This is a genomic window from Roseibium sp. AWQ4_290, from assembly GCF_056160985.1.
On record NZ_JBSWYG010000005.1, the window covers coordinates 129493 to 150950 of the forward strand.

A 21458-nucleotide genomic window follows, 5' to 3' on the forward strand; every position below is an offset into this window, starting at 1 on the left:
TCAGATGTTTCAAGTGTCAAAGCCGGGTGCGTCCCGCTCCCGGCCTGGGGTCTTTTCCAAAGGTGATCTTTATGAAATTGCTGTCGAGCCTGTTGCGGTCCTTCATCAAACGCGGGCGTATGCGAGTGTACGATGCCGGTGGTGTTCTGCACAGTTTCGGCTCCGGCGACGACGGGCCCACAGTGACCATCCGCCTGCACGACAGGAAACTGCACACCTCCCTCTTTCTCAATCCTGAGCTGGCGGCGGGTGAGGCCTATATGGACGGCACGCTGACCATGGAGGAGGGCTCGACATGCTATGACTTCATGTTCCTGTTTTCCATCAACCGGGCCCCGCTTGGCGCCCATCCGGTGCAGGGACTGTTGCGCAAGGGCTGGAAGGCGCTGCGCCGGCGGCAGCAGAAAAACAGCGTGGAACGGGCCAAGGCCCAGGCCCGGCATCATTATGACCTGTCGACTGATCTCTACCGCCTGTTTCTGGACGAGGGGCTGAACTACAGCTGTGCCTATTACACCACCCCGGATCAGAGCCTTGAGGCCGCGCAGGCGGCCAAGCTCACCCATCTGGTGTCCAAGCTGGACCTGCGCCCGGACATGGAGGTGCTGGAGATCGGCGGCGGCTGGGGCTCGCTGGCCATCCGCATGGCCGAAGCCGGTGCGAAAGTGACTTCGCTCAATGTCTCGCCGGAACAGGTCAAGATTGCCGAAGAGCGGGTGCGCGCCGCCGGGCTGGAGGATCGGGTGCGCTTTGTGCTGAAGGATTATCGGGAATTTGAAGGCCGGTTTGACCGGGTCATTTCCGTCGGCATGATGGAACATGTGGGCATCGGCCATCTGGATGCCTATTTCGGCAAGATCCGGGAGTGTCTGACGGACCAGGGCTTTGCGGTTGTGCATTCCATCGGCCGCATGACGCCGCCGGGCACCACCGGGCCCTTCATCCGCAAATATATTTTCCCCGGCGGATATGTGCCTGCCCTATCGGAAGTTTTTGCCTCCACGGAGCGGCTTGGGCTATGGGTGTGCGATGCGGAAATCCTCCGGCTGCACTATTATTATACCATCCGGGACTGGAGGCTGCGGTTTCAGGACAAGCGGGCCGAAGCCGCAGAACTTTATGACGAGGCCTTCTGCCGCATGTGGGAATTTTATCTCTGTGCTGTGGAACTTGGCTTTTTGCACGGCTCAAACATGGTGTTTCAGCTGTTGTTGTCCAAAGAACGGGATGCCGTTCCGGTCACACGCGATTTCATGGTCGATGCGGAACGGGAATTGAACGGGAGTTGAATGGCACGGGCACGAGCAGCGGGCAAGGCCCCGGCAGGCCGCGGAAAATCCGCCTCCGCAAAGGGGCGGAAAGCCAGCGGCACTGCCGGAGCGAAACAGGCCGGAAAGGCTGAGCGGAAATCCGGCCGCGGATCCGGCGCGGCCGCGTCCGGCCCTGTGGCCGGGGCCCTGCCGCTCTGGCCGCATCTGCGCAAGCGGATGATCCAGGCGCTTGTGCTGGTCCTGCTGCTGCCACCGGCCCTGACCGTGCTCTATTCCGTCGTGCCCCCGGTCAGTACCTTGATGATGGCCCGCTATGCCCAGTTCCTGTGGGTTGACCGGCAATGGGTGCCGCTGGAGGACATCTCACCCAATCTCATCCGCTCGGTGATCACCTCCGAGGACAGCCGCTTCTGTTCCAACAACGGGGTGGAATGGAGCCTCCTGAAGGATCAGGTGACCGCGCTCAGCGAGGGCGAACGCCCGCGCGGGGCCAGCACCATCACCATGCAGACCGCCAAGAACCTCTTTTTATGGGGCGAGCGCTCGTATGTGCGTAAAGTGCTGGAGCTGCCGCTCGCCCTGATGCTGGACGCGATGCTGACCAAACGGCGCATTCTGGAAATCTATCTCAACATTGCCGAATGGGGAGAGGGCATTTTCGGGGCCGAGGCTGCCGCCCAGGCCTGGTTTGGCAAAAAAGCCAAGGATCTGAGCACGGTGGAGGCGGCGCGTCTGGCAACGGCCCTGCCCAACCCAAAAGGCCGCAACCCTGCCAAACCCTCGTCCGGGCACCGGCGGCTATCTGCGAAGAACCATGCGCGGGTGGGCTCCGCAGGGCCGATTTTCGGCTGTGTTCTGGGGAAATGAGCCTGTGCCGCTGGCGCGGTCCGGGGGGATGGAATAAATAGACTGAGAAAATTTCGTCTTTGGGGTGGCAAAACGCTGGCGTTGCCTGTATAACGCCGCGCATTCCAACACGTTGCGTGACGCCACGCCCCGGGCTAACCCGGTCCGGGCCGCGCGGTTATGGACCACGGAGAAAAACAAAATGGCCGTTCCAAAGAGAAAAACCTCGCGCATGAAGCGCGGTTTTCGCCGTTCTGCGGACGCCCTGAAGCAGCCGACTTACGTCGAGGACAAGGATTCGGGTGAACTGCGTCGCCCGCATCACGTTGACCTGAAGACCGGCATGTACCGGGGCCGTCAGATCCTTTCCCCGAAAGACGACGCATAAGCATCGTTTTCGGGTTGGATCGCCGGATGGCAGACCAGGATTGAGGCTGGCCTTGTTTCGACAGGCCGGCCTTTTTCTTTGCCTTGAAATCGCTTTGCTGATCGTGTCAGGTCGCGGCTGTCCACCGACTTTCGGCAGGCTGCCTGCAGACTGTCCCCCAGGATCACCCGGAGCTTCATGATGCGCCTCTTCTCGGCCATTCCCTTCACATTGTTCACCCTTCTGATCTACAATGCCCTGGCCTTCACCTCCGGGGCGGGCAATCCGGGCTTCTGGGCCGAGCCGGTCATTTCGGTGACCATGGTCTCCGGGGCGACCTTTCAGCTTCTGGCAAGCGATCTTCTGATCACGCTTGGCCTGGTGTTTTTGTTCATCGAAATCCTGAAGGCGACGCGCATCGGCTCCACTGCGCTTCTGGACCACATGTTTTCCGTGCTCGTGTTCGTGGCCTATCTGGTGGAATTTCTGGTGTTGCAGCCGGCGGCAACGTCTCTCTTTTTCATTCTGATGGTGATTGCCCTGATTGACGTGATTGCAGGTTTTTCCGTCTCCATCACCGGTGCCCGGCGGGATGTCTCCTTCGGCCATGGGAATGGCTACTGACCAACGGAAAAGACCCCGGAAGCGGTTGCGTCCGGGGTCTGATACCAGCGTGAAGTGACACAAGGTGCGGGTCTACCTTGCAGAGCCTATCGTGTTTGGCTGGATTCGCCCTTCGCTGCCTCACATCGAAGGTGTCAAAGCAACTGACAAAACGGTTTGACATTCCCTTGAACACGGCATGCTTTGTTTGAGGGCGTGTGTCTGGCGGAATGCCGTTCTGTTAGCTGCCGGTGTTCGGGGCATCTGACGGGTCCTGGCTGCTGCCCTCGTCGGTCACCGCATATTTATGGATCAGGGGCAGCTGGGTGAAGGTGAAGATCAGAGTGATCGGCATGACGCCGAACACTTTGAAGTTGACCCAGAAATCTGTCGAGAAATTGCGCCAGACAATCTCGTTGATGGCCGCCAGAACAAAGAAAAACACCCCCCAGCGGAAGGTCAGTTTCCGCCAGCCCTCATCGGTCAGGCGGAAGGCGCTGTCAAACACGTAGCCGAGCAGCGATTTGCCAAACAAAAGCCCGCCCAGCAGCACCGCACCGAAGAGGCAATTGACGATGGTCGGTTTGAGTTTGATGAAGAGATCGTCATGCAGCCAAAGGGTCAGCGCGCCGAACACCAGCACCACCACGCCGGACACAAGCGGCATCACCGGCAGCCGCCGGGTGAGCCACAGGGACACCGCCAGCGACACGCTGATGGCCACCATGAAGGCGGCGGTTGCCAGAAAGATCGGCTTGCCGACGGCCTGAAGCAAGGGAAAGGCGGCGGCAATCTGCTCACCCCGGGCGTTGAACAGGAAAAAGATCCCGAGTGGACCCAGTTCCAGCGCCAGTTTCAGAAGCGGTGACAGCTCCTTGCGTGTCGGGTCATTCGGGGCGTGTTCCAGTTCCATGGGGCTGCAGCTCTCTTTGGGTTTGTTTCCCGGCAGATAGGGGCACAGGGGCAGGCGGGTCAAGGTTCAAACCCAGATTGCGCCCCGATTTCCCGCCCGGAGCGATCTCATGCCCCTCTTTCCAGCTCTGCTTCGCAGCTTGATCCGCAAGACCTCCAACCCCGGTCATATGGTTCTCTCTCAAGTGAGATGGGTTTTCCCTGGAGACAGGCCTCAAAACGGCCATATGAAACCTTTGTCATCACCAGCAATTGACCGTGCACCCTGGGCCCGGGTCTGATATGCGGGTCGGGTGACCTTCGAGACAGGGGAGACAGTCCCATGCGCAGGGCGTTTTATTCAAAAGCGGTGTTCGTGACGCTGCTGTTGGGTCTGGCTCAGCCTGCCCTCGCGGCGAAGAAGGTTGACTGGCCGGATCTGGTTGACCCTAAGGCCGCCAAGTTCAAGAACCCGTTCGAGGTTTTGCCGCTCCCCCAGCTGCGCACCCTTGGCGAGGTCTACCGGCTGCGTAAGGAGCTGGCCAGCAACACGCTTGACGCAGGCATCCGCGCCCAGCTTCAGGACCAGCTTTCCCGGGACGAGGCCAAACTGGCCGCGTCAGGCGTTGATACGGACGGGCTTTTGTCCCAGATGGCATCGGTCGCCCAGAAGCGGGCCAAGGCGATCATGGCCGGCAATGAGGCGCTGAATGGGCAGGACGTTGTCATTCCAGGCTATGTGATCCCGGTTCTGGACAAGAACGGAAAAACGGCCTCAAGCGGCTATCTGGTGCCCGAAGCGGGCATGTGCAGCCATATGCCGCCGCCCGATCCCAACCAGACCATCCGCTATACGCTGGCGACCGACTGGCAGCCGGACGCTGTTTATGAGCCGGTGGAACTGACCGGCCAGCTCTCCATCCACCCGACCAAACAGAATATTGAGCTGCTGGACGGTCAGGTGGACATGGTCGCCGTGTTCGACCTCAAGGTCACCGGCGTGCGCCTGCGCAGCGAGGCGGAAGAGGGCGGCAAGGGCCGCTCGTTCCTGTCGTTTTTCAGACGCAAGCGGGCGGGGAATCCGTAGGCGTTTCGAAACAGACAGGCGGCGGCGCGCGTAAGAACACTCTCCTGACCCTCGTAGAACGCGAAGGCAGGGCACGCAGCTTCCATATCGATAGCGCATCTACGGCTCGTGTTGAGCCCATCGTGCGCAGGAACATTGAGCGTGAAACTGCTCTGATGACCGATACGGCTCACATGTATCCGGCCATCGGCAAACACTTCGCCTCGCATGAAATGGTAAACCGGGGCGAAAACGAATATGTGCGCGGCACAGCACACACGAACACAATTGAGTGCTATTTCTCGATCTTCTAGCGCGGCATGAAAGGCATCTATCAGCACTGCGCATGACCTGCCACTGAACTTTCATCCAGCTGCGACTTGAGCCCTATTGGTGTTTACGCCATTCGGCGCAGGTTGAGCAATCGCCCGTCGCGCGGAGCTTTCAGATCGCGTAGCGGGTCGGGCGATTGCGGCGGTCAGGGTCCGGGCGTATTCGGCGGGGGTCTGATAGTCCAACGCCGAGTGTGGGCGTTCGGTGTTGTAGTCGGCAATTCAGGCAGTGATCACGACCCGCGCATGAGCCAGGTTGCGGAACATGGTCTCGTTGAGCAGTTCGTCACGCATGCGACCGTTGAAACTCTCGACGAAGCCATTCTGCATCGGTTTGCCCGGCGCGATGTAGTGCCACTCGATCCGGTGCTCCGAACACCACCGCAAGATGGCGTTCGAAGTCAGTTCCGTTCCAATGTCCGAGACAACCATTCCTGGCTTTCCGCTGCGTTCGATCAAGGCGGTGAGTTCACGCGCCACGCACCGCCCTGAGATCGAGGTGTCCGGGATCGCAGCAAGGCATTCGCGGGTGACGTCGTCGACCACATTGAGCACCCGGAAACGTTGACCATTAGCCAACTGGTCATGAACGAAATCCAGTGACCAGCGTGCATTGGGTCGCGCCTCGACCAGAATTGGCGCCCGCGTCCCAACTGCCTTGCGTCGGGCCTTTCGCTTGCGCACGGTCAGGCCTTCTTCCCGGTAGAGCCGATAGATCCGGTTGATGCCGGACGGCTCCCCTTCGCGCCGCAATAGAACGAACAGGCGCCGATAGCCAAAGCGCCGTCGTTCATTGGCCAGTTCGTGCTAGCGGCCACGCAGCGCCGTGTCTGGTGCACGCTGCGCCTCGTAGCGGACCATTTTACGATCCGCCCCGGCAATCCGGCACGCCCGCCGTTCCGAGAGCCCGAGCAGGGACCCCAGGTGCGCGACCGCCTCGCGCTTCACGGCAGGCGTCACCACTTTTTTGAAACCAGCTCCTTCATGGCAGCCAGATCCAGCATTTGCTCGGCCAGAAGCTTCTTCAGCTTCGCGTTCTCATCTTCGAGCGCCTTCAGCCGTTTGGCTCATGACACTGTCATACCGCCAAACTTGGCTTTCCAGTTGTAGAAGGTGCCTTCAGACATGCCGTGTTTGCGGCACAGATCCGCGCACTTTGCGCCCGCATCATGCTCGGCAAGGATGCCGATGATCTGCTCGTCCGTGAATCTTGTTCGCTTCATTGTCCGTCCTCAAATTGGGTCGGACTCTAATCAACAGTGGAGGAAAAATCCCGTGGCAGGTCACGCAGAACGGCACCTGCACCGGTATCTAGTAGAGTTCGATTTCCGCTATTCGAACCGCGTGAAGCTTGGTGTTTCGAATGTGGAACGGTCTGCAATCGCGTTGCTTGGTGTCAAAGGCAAGGGCCTCACCTATAGGCAACCTGTTGAGGCGAAGAAACAGCACTACAGGAAGCCGTATCAGCTATCTTTTCAGTTCTGGTGCAGGTCGTTTCGAAAGCGGAAAGATATACAGGAATCTTGACGATTCTGGTTGTTTCAACTAAGATCCAAAAAGGCAGGGTTGCCGGAGTTACCCTCGCTTGGTGAGAGCCCAAGCTTATTCAAAGACGGTCAAACAAAAAGAGTTGACCTATCCGCTTTGGACGAAACAAGGACCGGGACCCTGCTATAAACCGCTGAATGTGTAGCCATAAAAACGAAAAATCTCACGCTGATCTTCGCCTATGGGGATTAGCCATTCTCTGTGCGGCTGGATCGTGACGCCGTAATCACGAACAACGCCGTCAACATCCATGGCCATCCGAGGCTCTAAAGCTTCTGCATAGCGTGTATCGCAAGGGCCGGTGTCCAAGTTGTCGATGGCTTGATAGAAAGCCCCTGCGGGAATGTCCGCGTATTGCAGTCCAGCTCTTTTGTAGTGTTCGAACTCTTCGACAAGGTGCCAATCCAAAACATCGGCTTCTACGGTGCGGCGACTTAGAAACGTGGTTCCGCCGACAGACTGCATCTTGAGGTATTGCAGATAAGCTCTGGTCTGGCTGTAGGAGTGGCCCCCTGCTTTGGAGAAGACGAACTTTACATGTCGTCGCTCAAGGCCATGACGGTCGGCGCGGCGGTGGCAATAATCGGTAATGCGCTCAACCAACAGTCTGGTGAGCCAATTGTAAAACCACTGTTTGGAGTCGATTTTCTCAGCATTGGTGTTCCTGTGTCGGCGCATGTTTCTCTTGTTGGATGCCACAACAAAAATGCGCATCGGCAGCTCAGCCATGTGCTTGCAAATGATGACGCGTTGTTCCGGCGTTCGCTTAGTGAACTTGAGAACCTTGGCGCCTGGATCTGAAATGCGTGTTGCTGTTTCTTGCAGCCAGGTATCAAGGTCTTGTTCGTGAGACCGGCTGACGAGAACTGCGGAAACCACCATCCATTCGGTTCCGCCCTTTTCATCGATCGGCCGAACCCGCTTCAACGAAGGGTCCCCAGCCTCATCAATAAATGCTATGAATTCGTAATCAGGGGTACTGGAATTCGACATGAGCAAGAAGGGACACGAGAAGGTGGAAAAGAGCCAAGTGGACAAATTCCGCGACGCTGCCCACGAACTCGGTTGCGACGAATCCGAGGAAACATTTGACGCGAAACTAAAGCGTATCGCGAAAAGCCATCCACCTAAAGGCGAAAAGACCGGACGCCCTCTATTTGCATTGAACGACCACTTTTGTGAGCGTCGGCCTACTGGAAGAAGTCTAGAACTTCCCGGAGAACTTCATCCCTCTTTTCAAGTTGGGGCATATGTCCTGCGCCCGCGATGGTCGTGAACTCTGCTTTTGGCATGAGTTGATGCAGGGCTTTGCCTCTTTCGAGCGGTATCCAAGGGTCATTTTCACCCCAAACGATTTTCACGGGGCAGCGAATTTCGCCGAACTGAGCCTCGACTTCCTCTGTGTATTTTTCGTCAGCTTGAGCGAATTGGCGATAAAAACTCGTGGAACCCTCCTTGGAGAGCCATGGAGCAACCAAAGCCTCGAAGTCTTCCGCAGGAATGGGATTCACCAAAGCACCCTCGATGTAAGCTGCAACCACCGCCTTATGGATGTGTGGTGGCAAGCCCTGAAAGGCTTCGATATGTCGCCCGACATGATCAAAGAACTCTGAACCCCAGGGACGCATCGCCACTATGTTCATCAGCAGATATCTCTCGAACTCGCATCCATGCAGCAGATGCGCCCTGAGCGTGGTTGCACCGCCGAAATCATGTGCGATCACTCGAGGCCTGGACACCCCCCAATGCGTCAACATCTCGGCGAATACCTCGCCCTGGACATCCAGAGACGTCCGTTGGGTTTCCGATTTGTCCGATTGGCCGTAGCCAGGCATGTCATACCAGTGAACCGTAAAGGACTTCGCCAACTCAGGAATGACCCGATGCCAAGAAAACGAAGACCATGGCCAGCCATGCGCCAACACGAGGTCTGGTCCACTGCCAGCGCGGCCGGCAGCAACGGAGCCAGCACTCGTCTGATAGGTCTCTTCTAATTTCCAATCGGCCATGAAATCTTAATTCTCTTTCAGACGGATGCTACTTTGAAATGATCGAGCATGGGGATCGCTGATACTCGGGCAGTTGCAGCGCTTTGACCTTTGTCCGGAGAGCGGCCGTTGGAGCGTTGCGCAGCGAGGGACAGTTCGAAACCCAAACTTCCTGACTTCTGCGCCGCAGCAAATGTCTGCTCTCAGGCCGTCGTTGACTTTGTTCTCTTGACAGATTTCTAAGGTTTTTCTCTGGCGGGAGAAAGGAAAAAATGGTGCACCGCAGAAACTGGTCGGGCCGCTGTTTGTTTGCTGGCTCCGTTTGTGCTGCTCGCTCGCGCCTTGGAGTGTTCCATCAGACTGTCAACTCGCCGCGCCTGAAGGGCAATTTTCCCCATTGCCTCAGTCCGTAACTCTCGCCCACCACCATTGTAACAAAGTGCATTGGTTATAATAACGCTGACAATATATTGTTTGTCACAGGGTGAATTTGTTCAACTTTAAAAAATTGTCATAATGTCATGAATTTGTCATGATAATTTCAAGGATTGATGATCTTTGTATTTAGAACTTTCGGACTGAATATTGCCGTCATGATTTTTGAATGCGTATAAGGGGCTTGAATATTTAACTGTAATTTAATCCTGAAAACTTACTCATGGACACATAAAGCTCAGGAGCAGTTTGATGAATGTGTCTATCGCAGGTCGAAAAACCAGCGCTATCGCCAAGATTCTCATTGCAGCGACCATTGTCGTTGCCGTCGTTTTCTCTGGATTCGCCATCTACAATGATGCGATGCAGCGAACTGCGAAAACCGAAGAACTCGAAGGGTTTGCTGAAACATCGGGCCTGTCTTCCCGGCAAACCGTCGAAAACTGGTTTCAAGGGCGGATGCTGCTTGCCGAAATGGCGTCCGTGCCCATCGCAGCTGCCCCTAAAATGGGCCTCGAGTTGGTCGACAATGAAGTGCAGCAAAAAACCTTCGTTAACAGCTATTTCGGCGAACAATCGAGCGGCAAGCTCTACACATGGCCTTATTGGGATGCTCCGGCCGATTATGATCCGCGCAGGCGTCCTTGGTACAAAACCGCAGTTGACGCAGGTTCCATCGCCTTGAGCGAACCTTATCTGGATCAGGTCAGCGGCGAGCTCGTGATCGCCGTCGTCAACCCCATTTACAAAGGAGGCGACCTGAAAGGTGTCTATGCAGGCGATTTCAGCATCACAGGTTTGAATAAATTGCTGGGCGAGCTTGACCTGCATGGTCTTGGCTATCTCTTCCTGGTGAATGAAAAGGGAGACATTCTGGTTCATCCCAACAAAGAGCTTTTGACGAAAAACATATCTGAACTGTTCCCGGAAAACGTGCCGGCGATGGCGTCTGATTTGCAGACGGTATCGACCCAGGACGGCGACCGCTTGGTGTCGTTCACAAAGCTGGAAAATCTTCCTCTCGCGTCCGACTGGTATATCGGCATGTCGCTGAACAAGGCAGAGGCCTATGCCAGCTTGAACAGGTCGCGCTATGCGGCCGTGGGTGGTACGCTTGTTGCCGGTGTCATCATGCTTGTCACCTTGGCCGCCTTGTTCCACAGGCTGCTTGCACGGCCTCTGGCGTCTGTCACCGCGTCCATGAGCAGGATAGCCGAAGGCGAATTGGACACTCCGATCGTGGGCACAGAGCGCTCTGACGAGATTGGAGCGATCGGTCGTGCGGTGGCTGTCTTCCGGGACAACGCGCAGGTGCGCAAGGAGCTGGAAGCGCAGTCCGAAGAAGACAACCTGATCCAGATGCGTCGCCAAGAGACTATGGAAAGTCTTATTCGAGACTTTCAAAGTGATGTTCAGCTTGCCCTGCAAACCGTGGATGACAACACAAGCCGGCTGAATGAAGCGGCTGTCAGCCTGAAGTCTATTGCTAGTCAGACAGAGGAACGATCGAGCAGTGCGTCGGCTGCCTCTGAACAGGCAACGGCAAACGTTCAAACGGTTGCTTCTGCCGCTGAAGAACTCAGCGCTTCAATTGGAGAAATCAATCGCCAAGTCAACCAGAGCAGTCAGGTTGTTGCCAAGGCGAGTGAGAGCGCGCAGACGTCCAATCACAAGGTCGCAAGTCTGGATGAAGCCGCGCAGAAAATCGGTGAGGTGGTCAGTCTGATTCAGGCCATTGCCGAACAGACAAACCTTCTTGCTTTGAATGCTACGATTGAGGCTGCACGTGCTGGCGAAGCTGGGAAAGGCTTTGCAGTGGTGGCCGCGGAAGTCAAGGAATTGGCGACTCAGACGTCCAAAGCAACAGAGGAGATTTCTTCCCACATTTCGGCGATTCAGGGCTCAACGCGCGAGACCGTTGCGGTGATTGAGGACATCACCAAGATCATGGAAGAGGTGAACGGCTATACGTCTGCAATTGCAGGTGCTGTGGAAGAGCAGGGGGCTGCGACGTCTGAAATTTCTTCCAACGTTTCCGAGGCGGCTCAAGGCACCCGATTGGCTACGGAAAACATGCATGATGTGGCAAATGGGGCGACTCAAACGACCCACACCGCCGACAATGTGCTCGACAGTTCAAACCAAACGGCTCGCAGCACGACAGACCTTCGTGACAAGATTGAAGCGTTCCTGCGCAACGTTGCAGCTGCTTGAGCCTTTGCTCAAGCAGACGATTGTCCTTGGTTCGGGCAAATGTGCCGGGAGTGGTCTTTTAAGAATGCCCGTATGGTCCGGCCCGGAAGCGAGCCGGACCCAAGGACTAGGGTCTGTGGACATATAGGATTCACAGATCCTAGAGGCTGTCAGCCGTTGGCGATATACTGGCCGCCATTGATGGTCATCACCGCGCCGGTCATGAAGGCGGCGGCGTCTGAGGCGAGGTAGACCACCGTCTGGGCGATTTCCTGCGGGTGGCCGAGGCGGCCGACCGGGATGTTGGAGACGATGGATTCCAGCACCTTTTCCGGCATGGCGGCAACCATATCCGTGTTGATATATCCCGGGCAGACGCAGTTGACCGTGATGCCTTTGAAGGCGTTTTCCTGGGCCAGTGCCTTGGTGAAGCCGATAACGCCTGCCTTGGCGGCGGAATAGTTGGTCTGGCCCATCTGGCCCTTCTGGCCGTTGATGGAGGAAATGTTGATGATCCGGCCCGAGCCGCGCCCGCGCATGCCGGTGATCACCGGCTGGGTCATGGTGAACATGGAATCCAGATTGGTGGCAAGAACGGCACGCCACTGGGCAAAATCCATCTTGTGGAACATGCCATCACGGGTGATGCCCGCATTGTTGACCAGCACATCCACCGGACCGAGCTCCTTTTCCACCACGGCCACGCCGGTGGCGCAGGCATCGGGGTCGGACACATCCCATTTATAAACGTGGATACCCGTTTCCGCCTTGAAGGCTTCCGCCTTTTCCGTGTTGCCTGCATAGGTGGCTGCAACGGTATAGCCTGCGTCCAGCAGGCCGCGCGAAATGGCTTCGCCAATGCCGCGTGTTCCACCCGTGACCAATGCAACCTTGTTCATTTCCGTTCCTCCTGACATCAAGTTGGGCCTTTCCGGCTCTTTTGAATTGCGAAGCGTCTCCTTTGAAAAAGCGCTTCCGGCTGGGGTCCCGGCGCCCAGTTGCCCAGAGGCACCAGAGCCGGATCTGGAAAATCTGGCGTTCCCCGCACCAGATTCCCCTGTCTTGATGGGGCGCTGCGGCTGCCGGAGCTGAGAGCTCTTTCAAGGTTCAGGCTTTCAAAGCCGCCGCGCGCAGCCTGGGCGCTTTAGCGCTCCAGGCACATGGCCACGCCCATGCCGCCGCCGATGCACAAGGTGGCAAGGCCCTTCTTGGCGTCGCGCCGGCTCATTTCGTGCAGCAGCGTGGTCAGAATGCGCGCGCCGGAGGCGCCAATCGGATGGCCGATGGCAATGGCGCCGCCATTCACATTGACGATGTCCGGATTCCAGCCCATGTCCTTGTTGACGGCACAGGCCTGCGCGGCAAAGGCTTCGTTGGCCTCCACAAGATCCAGATCGGCAGCGGCCCAGCCGGCTTTGTCCAGCGCCTTGCGGGAGGCCGGGATCGGGCCGGAGCCCATGATGGCCGGGTCCACGCCCGCCGTTGCCCAGGAGGCGATGCGGGCCAGCGGCGTCAGGCCGCGCTTTTCCGCTTCGGCCGCGCTCATCACCAGAATGGCGGCGGCGCCATCATTGATGCCGGAGGCGTTGGCAGCGGTCACCGAGCCGTCCTTGGTGAAGGCCGGGCGCAGCTTGGCCACGCTTTCCAGGGTGGCGCCGTGGCGGATATATTCATCGTCCTCGACAACCCGCTCCGCCTTGCGCTCCTTGACGGTGACCGGGGTGATCTCGTCCTTGAACTTGCCAGCTTTCTGGGCCGTTTCCGCCTTGTTCTGGGAGGCAACGGCGAATGCGTCCTGCTGGTCACGGCTGATCTGCCATTTCTCGGCAACATTTTCTGCCGTCTGGCCCATGTGATAGCCGTTGAACGCGTCCCACAGGCCGTCCTTGATCATGGTGTCGATCATCTTGTAGTCGCCCATCTTGTAACCGGCGCGCATATGGGCGGCATGGGGGGAAAGCGACATGTTTTCCTGGCCGCCTGCCAGCATGATGGTGGCATCACCGGTCTGGATCTGCTGGGCGGCCACGGCGACGGTGCGCAGCCCCGAGCCACAGACCTGATTCAAGGTCCAGGCAGAGGCGCTTTCGGCAATGCCCGCATTGATGGCCGCCTGGCGGGCCGGGTTCTGGCCCTGGCCTGCGGTCAGCACCTGGCCGAAAACGACCTCGTCAATCTCGGCGCCGGTGACGCCGGCCTGCTCCATGGCCGCCTTCATGACGATGGTGCCCAGATCATGGGCCGGGACATTGGCAAAGGACCCGTTGAACGTGCCGACGGGGGTGCGGGTTGCGCTGACAATGACAATATCGGTGGACGCGCTCATACTATTCTCCAGGACTGTGGGCCGGACGGCCGCAAAAGACCGATGCCCTTTCGGCATCTTCTGATCCTTGATGATGCAGCGACTAGAAACTGACGGCCCGGACCTGTCAACCGTAGGACCCCTTATCAACGGACAGATTTCGCATTTGCGGCATCATCCTTTCGTCAGTGCACATAAAAAGCTGGCACGAGCCGATAGGATTGGCTTAGTCTCTTAACCGGAGGAGATGACAGGATTTTTTTGAAAATGCCCTGTCGTCAGTTGGGAAACGGTCCGGACGGCTGGAGAACCAGACCGGACGGCGGACAGGCGGACTGTACGGATGGCGAAAACGAACGAGCCCACAATCATCAAGAAATACGCCAACAGGCGGCTCTACAATACGGGAACCAGCACGTATGTGACGCTGGAGGACCTGGCCGTTATGGTGAAGGGGGAGGAGGATTTTGTGGTCTTTGACGCCAAGACGGGGGAAGACATCACCCGGTCGGTGCTGACCCAGATTATCTTCGAACAGGAAGGCAAGGGGCAGAACCTTCTGCCGGTCACGTTCCTGCGCCAGCTGATCCGCTTTTACGGCGACAGCATGCAGGGGCTCGTGCCCAGCTTCCTTGAATATTCCATGACCTCGCTGACCAAGGAACAGGAAAAGCTGCGCTCCCAGATGAGTGAGGCGTTTGGCGCCACTGCCTTTGATGCGATCGAGGATCAGGTCAAGCGAAACTCGGAAATGTTCGAACGGGCCATGAAGATGTTCATGCCCTTCCCGGCAGGCGACAACAGCAGCTCCCCCTCAGCCCCGACCGCCTCTTCCAGCGCCAAAGGAACCAAATCGGATGCGGGCGATCTGGACGACATGAAGCGCCAGCTGGACGAAATGCAGAAAAAGATCAATCAGCTCTCGGACAAGTCCTGAAGGGTTTGTTTTAGGGTAGGCTTTGGCCTGTCTCAGGGCGAAGAGAGCGGCGGGTTTCCGTTGAAGGGTGGTCACCTATGCCCGGATTTCTGCGCCGTCCCGGTCCTGAGCCGGGGCCCGGTTGGCCGGTGCGTGGCCAAACCGGCGCTCTGTCCGCGTGGCTGCGGTCCCGGCGCAAGGCCGGGATGGCATATGGGCTGCGCGCAGCCTGTTTTCAAAGCCTGAGGCATTCTCCCGCCTCATCCTGCGCAAGACGGAAGGCCTGTCACGAGGCAGGGGCTGCTTGTTCCGATTATGCGGCCCATCTTTTGAGGATGCCTTTGGCCTCCTCAAGATGAAGGAGTGTATGCTGCGGGGCCGCAAAAATGAGCGTTGCCACTCCCGGGGCGGTCGTTCCCAATCTTGCCGGGCCCCTCTCATTCCCGAAGCCGAAGCGGGGATGTTTTTCAGTACATGCGGCAAAAATGTGCGCTCGTCCAAAACCAGTCCGCCTTTGAAAGGCGTGCTGGGGAGCGGTCCGGTTTTTCTTCAGCCAGCGTCGGGTGTGAGGCCGGCGGCTTCAATGCCGGCGATGGCGCAGGCCTCGTCATTGTCGGAAGTGTCGCCGGTGATGCCGACAGCGCCGAGGGTCTCCCCTTCGGGGCCCTTGACTAGCACGCCGCCCGGAACAGGAATGATGGTGCCGCCGGCTGCTCCGTTCAGCGCGTTGATGAAATGGGGGCGGCTTTCCGCATTGGCGTTCAGCCAGCGGGTACCAGTCCCCACCGCAAGCGCACCATTGGCCTTGCCGAAGGCCACTTGCGGACGCAGGTTCGACGAGCCGTCCTGGCGCTTCAGCAGCACCGTGTGACCGCCTGCGTCCAGAACGGCAACCGTGAGGGGCTTCAGGCCGAGTTCCGCTGCTTTTGCAAACGCCGCAGAAGAGATGGTTTCCGCCGTTGAAAGTGAGATGCCATTTGCCATTGCCAATCTTCCTTGCCTTGGGTCATATCGGGCCGTGCCTGCGGGGCTTGGGGCGATTCGCGTCAAAACTGCAGCGATCTGCCCTTTGCGCAGGCGTCTGCCGGTGGGGCTGTGCGCGCTCCAGAACCTGCCGAAAGAGATTTGCGCATTTGCCCGCTTCTCCTTAAGGTGCTGCCGCACATGGGAATTTGCTAACAGACCGGCGGGCGGGCGACTAGGTGTCACAGCGCAGAAACAGCTGCGGCATATGGGAAAGAATAACACCAAAGGGTGGGAGGAAATGACGTGAATCGCGACTTTCAGGCACCGGGCCGTTCCCCGGTTTTTGCCCGCACTGCGGCCACTGCCACCTCCCATCCCCTGGCAACCAGCGCGGCGCTTGAGGTTCTGCACGAGGGCGGCAATGCGGTGGATGCGGCCATTGCCGCCGTTGCGGTGCAATGTGTTGTCGAACCTCACATGACCGGCCTTGGCGGCGACTGTTTTGCAATTGTCACCGAGCCGGATGGCCGCCTCACCGGCTTTAACGGCTCTGGCGCCGCGCCGCGGGCTGCCACGCCACAAAAGCTGGCCGAGCTCGGGGTAAGCGAAATCACCGACACCTCGCCCCATGCGGTCACAGTGCCCGGCGCGGTGCGGGCCTGGGAAACCCTTTTGAAAGCCCACGGCACCCGCAGTTTCAAGGACCTGTTCAAACGGGCGGTCTCCTATGCAAGAGACGGGTTTCCCGTTGCGCCCCGGGTGGCCCGGGACTGGGTGCAGGACGTGGACAAGCTGAAGGCGGATCCGGTCAGTGCAGCTCGCTATCTGATTGGCGGAGACGCTCCTGCCGTTGGCACAATCCTGAAATATCCGCATCTGGCTGAAACGTTCGAAGCGCTCGGTGAAGGCGGTGCGGACGCGTTTTATTCTGGCCCGATTGCGCGGGACATTGTGGCGGCGCTTGAAAGCCGGGGCGGCCTGATGACCATGGACGACTTGGCCGCCTGCCATACAACGGCGGTTTCGCCGGTGCTGCGCGACTATAAAGGCTTTACGATCGCTGAATTGCCGCCCAACGGGCAGGGGGTGATCGCTCTGGTCATGCTCGGCCTTCTGGAGCGGTTTGCGCTGGAAGATCTGGACCCGATCGGGCCGGAGCGTTTCCATCTGGAGATGGAGGCAGCCCGCATCGCCTATGCGGTTCGCGACCGGTTCATCACCGATCCCGGTTACATGGATATCTGCCCGTCAAGCCTTATCAGTGCGGATTATCTCGACCGGCTGGCGGCGCAGATGTCGCCGGACCAGCGCCTCAGCACGGTGCCGGAGGCGTTGCTGCCGCCGCAGACCGATACGGTCTATCTTTCGGTGGTCGACAAGGACGGGCTGTCCGTGTCCTTCATCAATTCGCTGTTCAGCGATTTTGGCTCCGGAATTGTCGCACCGGAGAGCGGTGTGCTGCTCCATTGCCGCGGCAAGTCGTTCCAGGCCGCGCCGGGCCACGCCAATTCCATTGATGGCGGCAAACGGCCGCTGCACACGATCATTCCGGCCATGGCTCTCAAGGACGGGGCGCCCTGGCTCTCTTTTGGCGTCATGGGAGGGCACTACCAGGCCTGCGGGCATGCCCATCTGCTGACCAACATCATTGACTATGGCATGGATGTGCAGGCGGCCATCGACTTCCCGCGCATGTTTTTCGATCTGGAAAGCCATGCGCTGGAGGCGGAAAAGCTGGTGCCGCCATCAACCTTGGATGGGCTTCGGGCCCGGGGCCACAGCGTGACAACCGCCGCAAGTGCCATTGGGGGCAGCCAGGCGATCATGATCGACAAGGCCCGGCACCTGCTGACGGCGGGCTCCGATCCGCGCAAGGACGGGCACGCGGCGGGCTATTAGAGGGTCGTGCAGACTTGTCGCCCGATATTCCAATAGCCCATGGAAAAACACCGGATCAATCCCTTGGCTGCATGGTCCGGCCTCAGAGGATCTGGTGGAACCGGCATCCCTGCGGTTGCCTGTCCAGTGTACCGAAGGCCTGGGTATCCAGATGGGTGGCGGCAAAGGGAATGCCGTCTGCCGCTATCCGGTCAAACAGGTCCCGCCGGGTCGCAGCCGCCTGCTTCGGATCGATGTCGAGGGCATATTCGATTTCTGGACATTGAAATTGCACGGCGCCGGACACAACCGCGTCGGCCAGCAGCAGCGCTTCATGGGGTCCGTCCGACAGGTGCACGATCTGGTGGCCGGGTGTATGGCCGGGGGCCGGTAGAAGGGTGATGCCCGCCCCAAGATCGGCCTCGCCCTCATGCAGGACGATTTGCGCGGCAAGCGGTGCGGCCAGCGTCTGGATCATTTGCACCATGGGCCTGCGCGCTTCAGGCATTTTGGCCAGCAGGCCCTCATCGGTCCAGAACCGCCACTCAGTGGCCTGAAGATGCAGGCGGGCGTTTGGAAACAGACAGGTGCCTTCTGCCGATAGACCGCCAATGTGATCGGCATGCATATGGGTTATGATGATGTCGGTGACCGCGTCCCGCTCGGACTGCTTGGTATCTGCCTGCCAATTCAGGTTGCCGCTGGACGGAAACCGGTCCTGAAGGGCGCGGCCCGATCCGGCATCCACCAGCAGGGTCCGTGCGCCTGTTTCAATTCGCCAGGTATTGGCGCCGAACCGGGTGCGTGGGCTGAGAAGGGCCAGGTCCGCAGGCTCAAGGTTGGAAAACATGGCTGCGGGTATTTCCAGAAACCCGTCAGAGCGGGTGTTCACGGTAAGGCTTTCAAAAGCCGGGCTGCCAAGAGGCCGAGCTTGGGCCGGGTTCTGGGCTGAAGGAAGAGGCATTTGGATCTCCTGTGTGTTGGGCAGGAGAATCTCTAGATCCGGCGCGGCCTTTGAACGAGTGGCGCATATGACATTTGATATGCTAGATTGGCCAAATGCCGCAACACTTGTCTCTTGCCATTCTCGCCTATCCCGGGGCTCTTCAATCGGCTGTGCTCGGGCTGCAGGATGTGCTGTCCTATGCTGCTCGTCTCAGCGGTACTGAGCTGGAGCTGACAGTTCTTGAAGAGCTGGACGGGACGGCCAGATCCTATGCGGCCGCGTTGTTACCGCCCTCGGCCGGACAGGTCAGTGCGGACAGCATGCCCGAGCTGCCCGGCTTTCTGGCGCGCCAGCATGGGGCTGGCACGGTTATCTGTTCCGCCTGCACCGGTCTTTTCTTCGTGGCTGCGGCCGGGCTGGCAGGCGGGCGCAAGGTGACCACCCATTGGGCTTTGGAAAGCCGGTTTGCGGAAGCCCATCCGGATGTGATCCTGGATACGGACCAGTTGCTGATCGAATATACCGACCTGATCACCGCAGGCGGGCTGATGGCCTGGGTCGATCTGGCGCTGGTGTTGATCGAGCGCTTCATGGGTCACAGAACCGCTGTCGAGACCGCCCGCCATTTCATTGTTGAGTTCCGCCGGAAAGACCAGCGCCGGTTCCGCCGGTTTATTCCGGACCTTCGGCATGGGGACCGGGCTGTTCTCAAGGCGCAGCATTGTCTTGAGCTCCGTCTGGCCGAGGGGGTGCCGGTTGAAAGTCTGGCAGCGGCAAGCGGTCTGCCCCGGCGCACCTTTCAGCGCCGGTTCAAGGCGGCGACGGGGCTGGCGCCCAAAACCTATCATCAGGAATTGCGGATCGAACGGGCGCGGGATCTGCTGGTGGAGACCGGGATGAGCGTCGCGGAAGTGTGTTTTGCCGTCGGCTATGCGGATGTGCCCTCCTTTGGCCGCCTGTTTGCGCAGCGCTGCGGCCTTGCGCCGGGCGCGTTCCGGGACAGGTTCAAAAGAGCGGGCTCCCTGGAGATCTGACCTGAACGGAAGCACGATGCACGGCAGGCGGGCCCTTGAAAAATCATGCTTGTCACGGTGGAGGCAAAGGTGTTGAGTGCGGCCGGACGCGCCCGAACAACAAGAGGTAAAAATGTCCGGTATTTCCCGAAGGGAACTCCTGCTTGGCGGGACCGGCGCTCTGGCTGCCTTTTCCGCAGGTGGTCTTGTAGCCCGCACGGCGCAAGCCGCGCATCAGTCTTTGACCATGGCGCATCTTGACTACCCGCTTCTGCCCGGTCCGCCCACAAAGGGCATGATGAGTTTTGCAGACGGCGGACCGCCGCCAGTGCTGCGTTTCAGGCAGGGGCAAAAGGCTGCGGTTGACGTAACCAACCGTCTGGGAGAAGCCTCCACGGTGCATTGGCATGGGTTCCGGATTGCCAATCAGATGGACGGGGTGCCCTATCTCACCCAGCAGCCGATCGAGGACGGCCAGTCCTTCCGCTATGAATTCACGCCGCCCGATGCGGGCACCTACTGGTATCACCCCCATTGTAACACGCTGGAGCAGATGGCCCGGGGCATGACCGGGGTGATGATTGTGGAAGAACGGGAAGACCCCGGATTTGACGCGGATCTGCCGCTCAACATCCGGGATTTCCGTCTGGGCGGTGACGGTCAGTTCATTGACCTCTTCAAGGTGCGCAAGGCGGCCCGGGGCGGCACGCTTGGCACGGTCTCCACCGTCAACTGGCAGGTCAATCCGCGCGAGGAGTTTGCGGCGGGCAGTCTGGTGCGCCTGCGTCTGGCGGTCACGGATGTCACCCGGGTTGGAAGCTACGGTATTGAAGGCGGCGAGGCGCAGGTGATTGCGCTGGATTCCAATCCGCTGCCAGCTCCAGGAGCTGCCGGGAACGTGATCCTGTCCCCGGGCCAGCGGGCGGATATCGCGCTGAAAATGCCCGATCAGGAAGGCGGCGAAGTCCGGCTGGTGCGCAAGAAAGCCGGTAAGACCAAGGTGCTGGCCCGGTTTGTGGCGGTGGGCGCCAGCCGGAGGCGCAGCTTGGGGGAGCTTACGCCGCTGCCTCCCAATCCTGTGCCGGTGCCGGATCTGGCCACTGCAGAGGTGCTGGAATTTGTATTCGGCTGGTCGCCGGGAGGGGATGCGCCGCGGGCCAGCATTTGCGGCTCGCTCGGCTTTACCTTCTGGTCCATCAACCGAACGGCCTGGCAGGGCGATGTGCCCGGTCCCTTTGATCCGCTGGCAACACTGAAACTTGGCAAGTCCTATATCCTGCGCCTTCGAAACGAGACTCCGAACGCCCACCCGATCCATCTGCATGGGGTGTCTTTCCAGTTGCTGCGGTCCAATAAGCGGGCTTTGCCCCCGCTTGTGACCGATACGGCGCTGCTGCTGGAAGAAGAAACAATGGATGTGGCGCTGGTGGCTGATAATCGCGGCGATTGGGCGTTCCACTGCCATGTGATCGAGCATCAGAAAACCGGACTGGCCGGTTTTCTGCGGATCGAGGCCTGACGAGCCGGGCCGGATATTGCAGCAAGATAGGGGCTCAGGCCGACAGGAAGATGCTGACGCTCCGCTCATCCTCTTCATAGGCGGTTGCAGTGGCATAGTGCTGAACATGCCGGTGCCGCTCCAGGGCGGTTTCCTGGTTCATCTGGCTCCCCGCTATCACCTGAGTTGCATATTCGGCCGCTGGCCCGGAAGGCAGGGAGCGGCTGGTCACCGAAGCGGGGTGTGGCAGTTCAAGGTTTGTTTCGAACGGCCATTGTGCTGGGGTTGAGTTTTCCTGCCGGGGCATTGGGGCTTCGGCGGGCCTCTGGCGCTGAAAGAGGGCAGGGATTGAGGAAACGGGAGTGACTTGCATGATCTGAACTCCGTGGTGGGCCA

The 21458-nt window shown here is 59.1% G+C and carries 17 protein-coding genes and 3 pseudogenes; 12 read left to right on the forward strand and 8 right to left on the reverse strand.

The window, feature by feature from the left end; genetic code table 11:
- Positions 1 to 71 precede the first annotated feature (71 nt).
- From ACXAH0_RS06890 to ACXAH0_RS06905, 4 genes are all read left to right on the forward strand, one after another.
- Positions 72 to 1289 carry a class I SAM-dependent methyltransferase gene (locus ACXAH0_RS06890; protein ID WP_475189904.1) on the forward strand — a complete coding sequence of 406 codons (1218 nt, stop codon included), beginning with the start codon at positions 72 to 74 and terminating at the stop codon, positions 1287 to 1289.
- A gap of 198 nt (positions 1290 to 1487) precedes the next feature.
- Positions 1488 to 2138 carry a monofunctional biosynthetic peptidoglycan transglycosylase gene (mtgA, locus tag ACXAH0_RS06895; protein WP_475190040.1) on the forward strand — a complete coding sequence of 217 codons (651 nt, stop codon included), beginning with the start codon at positions 1488 to 1490 and terminating at the stop codon, positions 2136 to 2138.
- Positions 2139 to 2319: 181 nt separating this feature from the next.
- The gene (rpmF, locus tag ACXAH0_RS06900) at positions 2320 to 2505 is read left to right on the forward strand and encodes a 50S ribosomal protein L32 (protein WP_207143138.1); all 186 of its coding nucleotides are present in this window, start codon (positions 2320 to 2322) and stop codon (positions 2503 to 2505) included.
- A gap of 180 nt (positions 2506 to 2685) precedes the next feature.
- On the forward strand, positions 2686 to 3108 hold the full coding sequence (locus tag ACXAH0_RS06905; RefSeq protein ID WP_475186113.1) for a hypothetical protein: 423 nt from the start codon (positions 2686 to 2688) through the stop codon (positions 3106 to 3108).
- 220 nt (positions 3109 to 3328) lie between these two features.
- Here the strand turns inward: ACXAH0_RS06905 and ACXAH0_RS06910 are convergent, their stop codons facing one another.
- Positions 3329 to 4000, reverse strand: a complete 672-nt coding sequence (locus tag ACXAH0_RS06910; RefSeq protein WP_475186099.1) for a septation protein A — start codon at positions 3998 to 4000, stop codon at positions 3329 to 3331.
- 321 nt (positions 4001 to 4321) lie between these two features.
- Between ACXAH0_RS06910 and ACXAH0_RS06915 the strand changes: the two genes are divergently transcribed.
- The gene (locus ACXAH0_RS06915; RefSeq protein WP_475189905.1) at positions 4322 to 5065 is read left to right on the forward strand and encodes a DUF3299 domain-containing protein; all 744 of its coding nucleotides are present in this window, start codon (positions 4322 to 4324) and stop codon (positions 5063 to 5065) included.
- 20 nt (positions 5066 to 5085) lie between these two features.
- Positions 5086 to 5358 (forward strand): annotated as a pseudogene (locus ACXAH0_RS06920) (transposase); the annotation flags it as partial.
- 51 nt (positions 5359 to 5409) lie between these two features.
- Here the strand turns inward: ACXAH0_RS06920 and ACXAH0_RS06925 are convergent.
- Positions 5410 to 6599 (reverse strand): annotated as a pseudogene (locus tag ACXAH0_RS06925) (IS3 family transposase).
- Between the two features lie 67 nt (positions 6600 to 6666).
- Here ACXAH0_RS06925 and ACXAH0_RS06930 point away from each other — a divergent pair.
- Positions 6667 to 6798: pseudogene (locus tag ACXAH0_RS06930) on the forward strand (IS1595 family transposase); the annotation flags it as partial.
- A gap of 249 nt (positions 6799 to 7047) precedes the next feature.
- Here ACXAH0_RS06930 and ACXAH0_RS06935 read toward each other — a convergent pair.
- Positions 7048 to 7917 carry a DUF3800 domain-containing protein gene (locus tag ACXAH0_RS06935; RefSeq protein WP_475189907.1) on the reverse strand — a complete coding sequence of 290 codons (870 nt, stop codon included), beginning with the start codon at positions 7915 to 7917 and terminating at the stop codon, positions 7048 to 7050.
- A gap of 197 nt (positions 7918 to 8114) precedes the next feature.
- Complete coding sequence (locus ACXAH0_RS06940; protein ID WP_475189908.1) at positions 8115 to 8933, reverse strand: alpha/beta fold hydrolase; 819 nt, start codon at positions 8931 to 8933, stop codon at positions 8115 to 8117.
- A gap of 666 nt (positions 8934 to 9599) precedes the next feature.
- Here ACXAH0_RS06940 and ACXAH0_RS06945 point away from each other — a divergent pair.
- Positions 9600 to 11561 carry a methyl-accepting chemotaxis protein gene (locus tag ACXAH0_RS06945; protein WP_475189909.1) on the forward strand — a complete coding sequence of 654 codons (1962 nt, stop codon included), beginning with the start codon at positions 9600 to 9602 and terminating at the stop codon, positions 11559 to 11561.
- A gap of 149 nt (positions 11562 to 11710) precedes the next feature.
- Here the strand turns inward: ACXAH0_RS06945 and phbB are convergent, their stop codons facing one another.
- Positions 11711 to 12439 (reverse strand): acetoacetyl-CoA reductase, encoded by a 729-nt coding sequence (gene phbB / locus ACXAH0_RS06950; protein ID WP_475189911.1) that lies wholly within the window; start codon positions 12437 to 12439, stop codon positions 11711 to 11713.
- 245 nt (positions 12440 to 12684) lie between these two features.
- Entirely contained in the window at positions 12685 to 13866 is a 1182-nt protein-coding gene (locus ACXAH0_RS06955) for an acetyl-CoA C-acetyltransferase (RefSeq protein ID WP_475189914.1), read from the reverse strand.
- Positions 13867 to 14188: 322 nt separating this feature from the next.
- Between ACXAH0_RS06955 and phaR the strand changes: the two genes are divergently transcribed.
- Complete coding sequence (gene phaR, locus ACXAH0_RS06960) at positions 14189 to 14782, forward strand: polyhydroxyalkanoate synthesis repressor PhaR (RefSeq protein ID WP_475185642.1); 594 nt, start codon at positions 14189 to 14191, stop codon at positions 14780 to 14782.
- Between the two features lie 528 nt (positions 14783 to 15310).
- On the opposite strand, the gene ACXAH0_RS06965 is transcribed toward phaR, so the two are convergent.
- The gene (locus ACXAH0_RS06965; protein WP_475185638.1) at positions 15311 to 15745 is read right to left on the reverse strand and encodes a GlcG/HbpS family heme-binding protein; all 435 of its coding nucleotides are present in this window, start codon (positions 15743 to 15745) and stop codon (positions 15311 to 15313) included.
- Between the two features lie 285 nt (positions 15746 to 16030).
- Between ACXAH0_RS06965 and ggt the strand changes: the two genes are divergently transcribed.
- Entirely contained in the window at positions 16031 to 17626 is a 1596-nt protein-coding gene (ggt, locus tag ACXAH0_RS06970) for a gamma-glutamyltransferase (protein WP_475189915.1), read from the forward strand.
- An 82-nt stretch (positions 17627 to 17708) separates the two neighbouring features.
- Here the strand turns inward: ggt and ACXAH0_RS06975 are convergent, their stop codons facing one another.
- The gene (locus ACXAH0_RS06975; protein WP_475189916.1) at positions 17709 to 18569 is read right to left on the reverse strand and encodes an MBL fold metallo-hydrolase; all 861 of its coding nucleotides are present in this window, start codon (positions 18567 to 18569) and stop codon (positions 17709 to 17711) included.
- A gap of 95 nt (positions 18570 to 18664) precedes the next feature.
- Here ACXAH0_RS06975 and ACXAH0_RS06980 point away from each other — a divergent pair, with 95 nt between their 5' ends.
- Positions 18665 to 19585: a GlxA family transcriptional regulator gene (locus ACXAH0_RS06980; protein ID WP_475189919.1), complete on the forward strand. Its 921-nt coding sequence runs from the start codon at positions 18665 to 18667 to the stop codon at positions 19583 to 19585.
- A 112-nt stretch (positions 19586 to 19697) separates the two neighbouring features.
- The gene (locus tag ACXAH0_RS06985; RefSeq protein ID WP_475189920.1) at positions 19698 to 21083 is read left to right on the forward strand and encodes a multicopper oxidase family protein; all 1386 of its coding nucleotides are present in this window, start codon (positions 19698 to 19700) and stop codon (positions 21081 to 21083) included.
- Positions 21084 to 21458 lie beyond the last annotated feature (375 nt).

Excerpts from the sequence above, each read along its gene's own strand:
- ACXAH0_RS06890 (WP_475189904.1), top strand. The coding sequence starts at position 72 with ATGAAATTGCTGTCGAGCCTGTTGCGGTCCTTCATCAAACGCGGGCGT.
- mtgA (WP_475190040.1), top strand. The coding sequence starts at position 1,488 with ATGATCCAGGCGCTTGTGCTGGTCCTGCTGCTGCCACCGGCCCTGACC.
- rpmF (WP_207143138.1), top strand. The coding sequence starts at position 2,320 with ATGGCCGTTCCAAAGAGAAAAACCTCGCGCATGAAGCGCGGTTTTCGC.
- ACXAH0_RS06905 (WP_475186113.1), top strand. The coding sequence starts at position 2,686 with ATGCGCCTCTTCTCGGCCATTCCCTTCACATTGTTCACCCTTCTGATC.
- ACXAH0_RS06910 (WP_475186099.1), bottom strand. The coding sequence starts at position 4,000 with ATGGAACTGGAACACGCCCCGAATGACCCGACACGCAAGGAGCTGTCA.
- ACXAH0_RS06915 (WP_475189905.1), top strand. The coding sequence starts at position 4,322 with ATGCGCAGGGCGTTTTATTCAAAAGCGGTGTTCGTGACGCTGCTGTTG.
- ACXAH0_RS06935 (WP_475189907.1), bottom strand. The coding sequence starts at position 7,917 with ATGTCGAATTCCAGTACCCCTGATTACGAATTCATAGCATTTATTGAT.
- ACXAH0_RS06940 (WP_475189908.1), bottom strand. The coding sequence starts at position 8,933 with ATGGCCGATTGGAAATTAGAAGAGACCTATCAGACGAGTGCTGGCTCC.
- ACXAH0_RS06945 (WP_475189909.1), top strand. The coding sequence starts at position 9,600 with ATGAATGTGTCTATCGCAGGTCGAAAAACCAGCGCTATCGCCAAGATT.
- phbB (WP_475189911.1), bottom strand. The coding sequence starts at position 12,439 with ATGAACAAGGTTGCATTGGTCACGGGTGGAACACGCGGCATTGGCGAA.
- ACXAH0_RS06955 (WP_475189914.1), bottom strand. The coding sequence starts at position 13,866 with ATGAGCGCGTCCACCGATATTGTCATTGTCAGCGCAACCCGCACCCCC.
- phaR (WP_475185642.1), top strand. The coding sequence starts at position 14,189 with ATGGCGAAAACGAACGAGCCCACAATCATCAAGAAATACGCCAACAGG.
- ACXAH0_RS06965 (WP_475185638.1), bottom strand. The coding sequence starts at position 15,745 with ATGGCAAATGGCATCTCACTTTCAACGGCGGAAACCATCTCTTCTGCG.
- ACXAH0_RS06975 (WP_475189916.1), bottom strand. The coding sequence starts at position 18,569 with ATGCCTCTTCCTTCAGCCCAGAACCCGGCCCAAGCTCGGCCTCTTGGC.
- ACXAH0_RS06980 (WP_475189919.1), top strand. The coding sequence starts at position 18,665 with ATGCCGCAACACTTGTCTCTTGCCATTCTCGCCTATCCCGGGGCTCTT.
- ACXAH0_RS06985 (WP_475189920.1), top strand. The coding sequence starts at position 19,698 with ATGTCCGGTATTTCCCGAAGGGAACTCCTGCTTGGCGGGACCGGCGCT.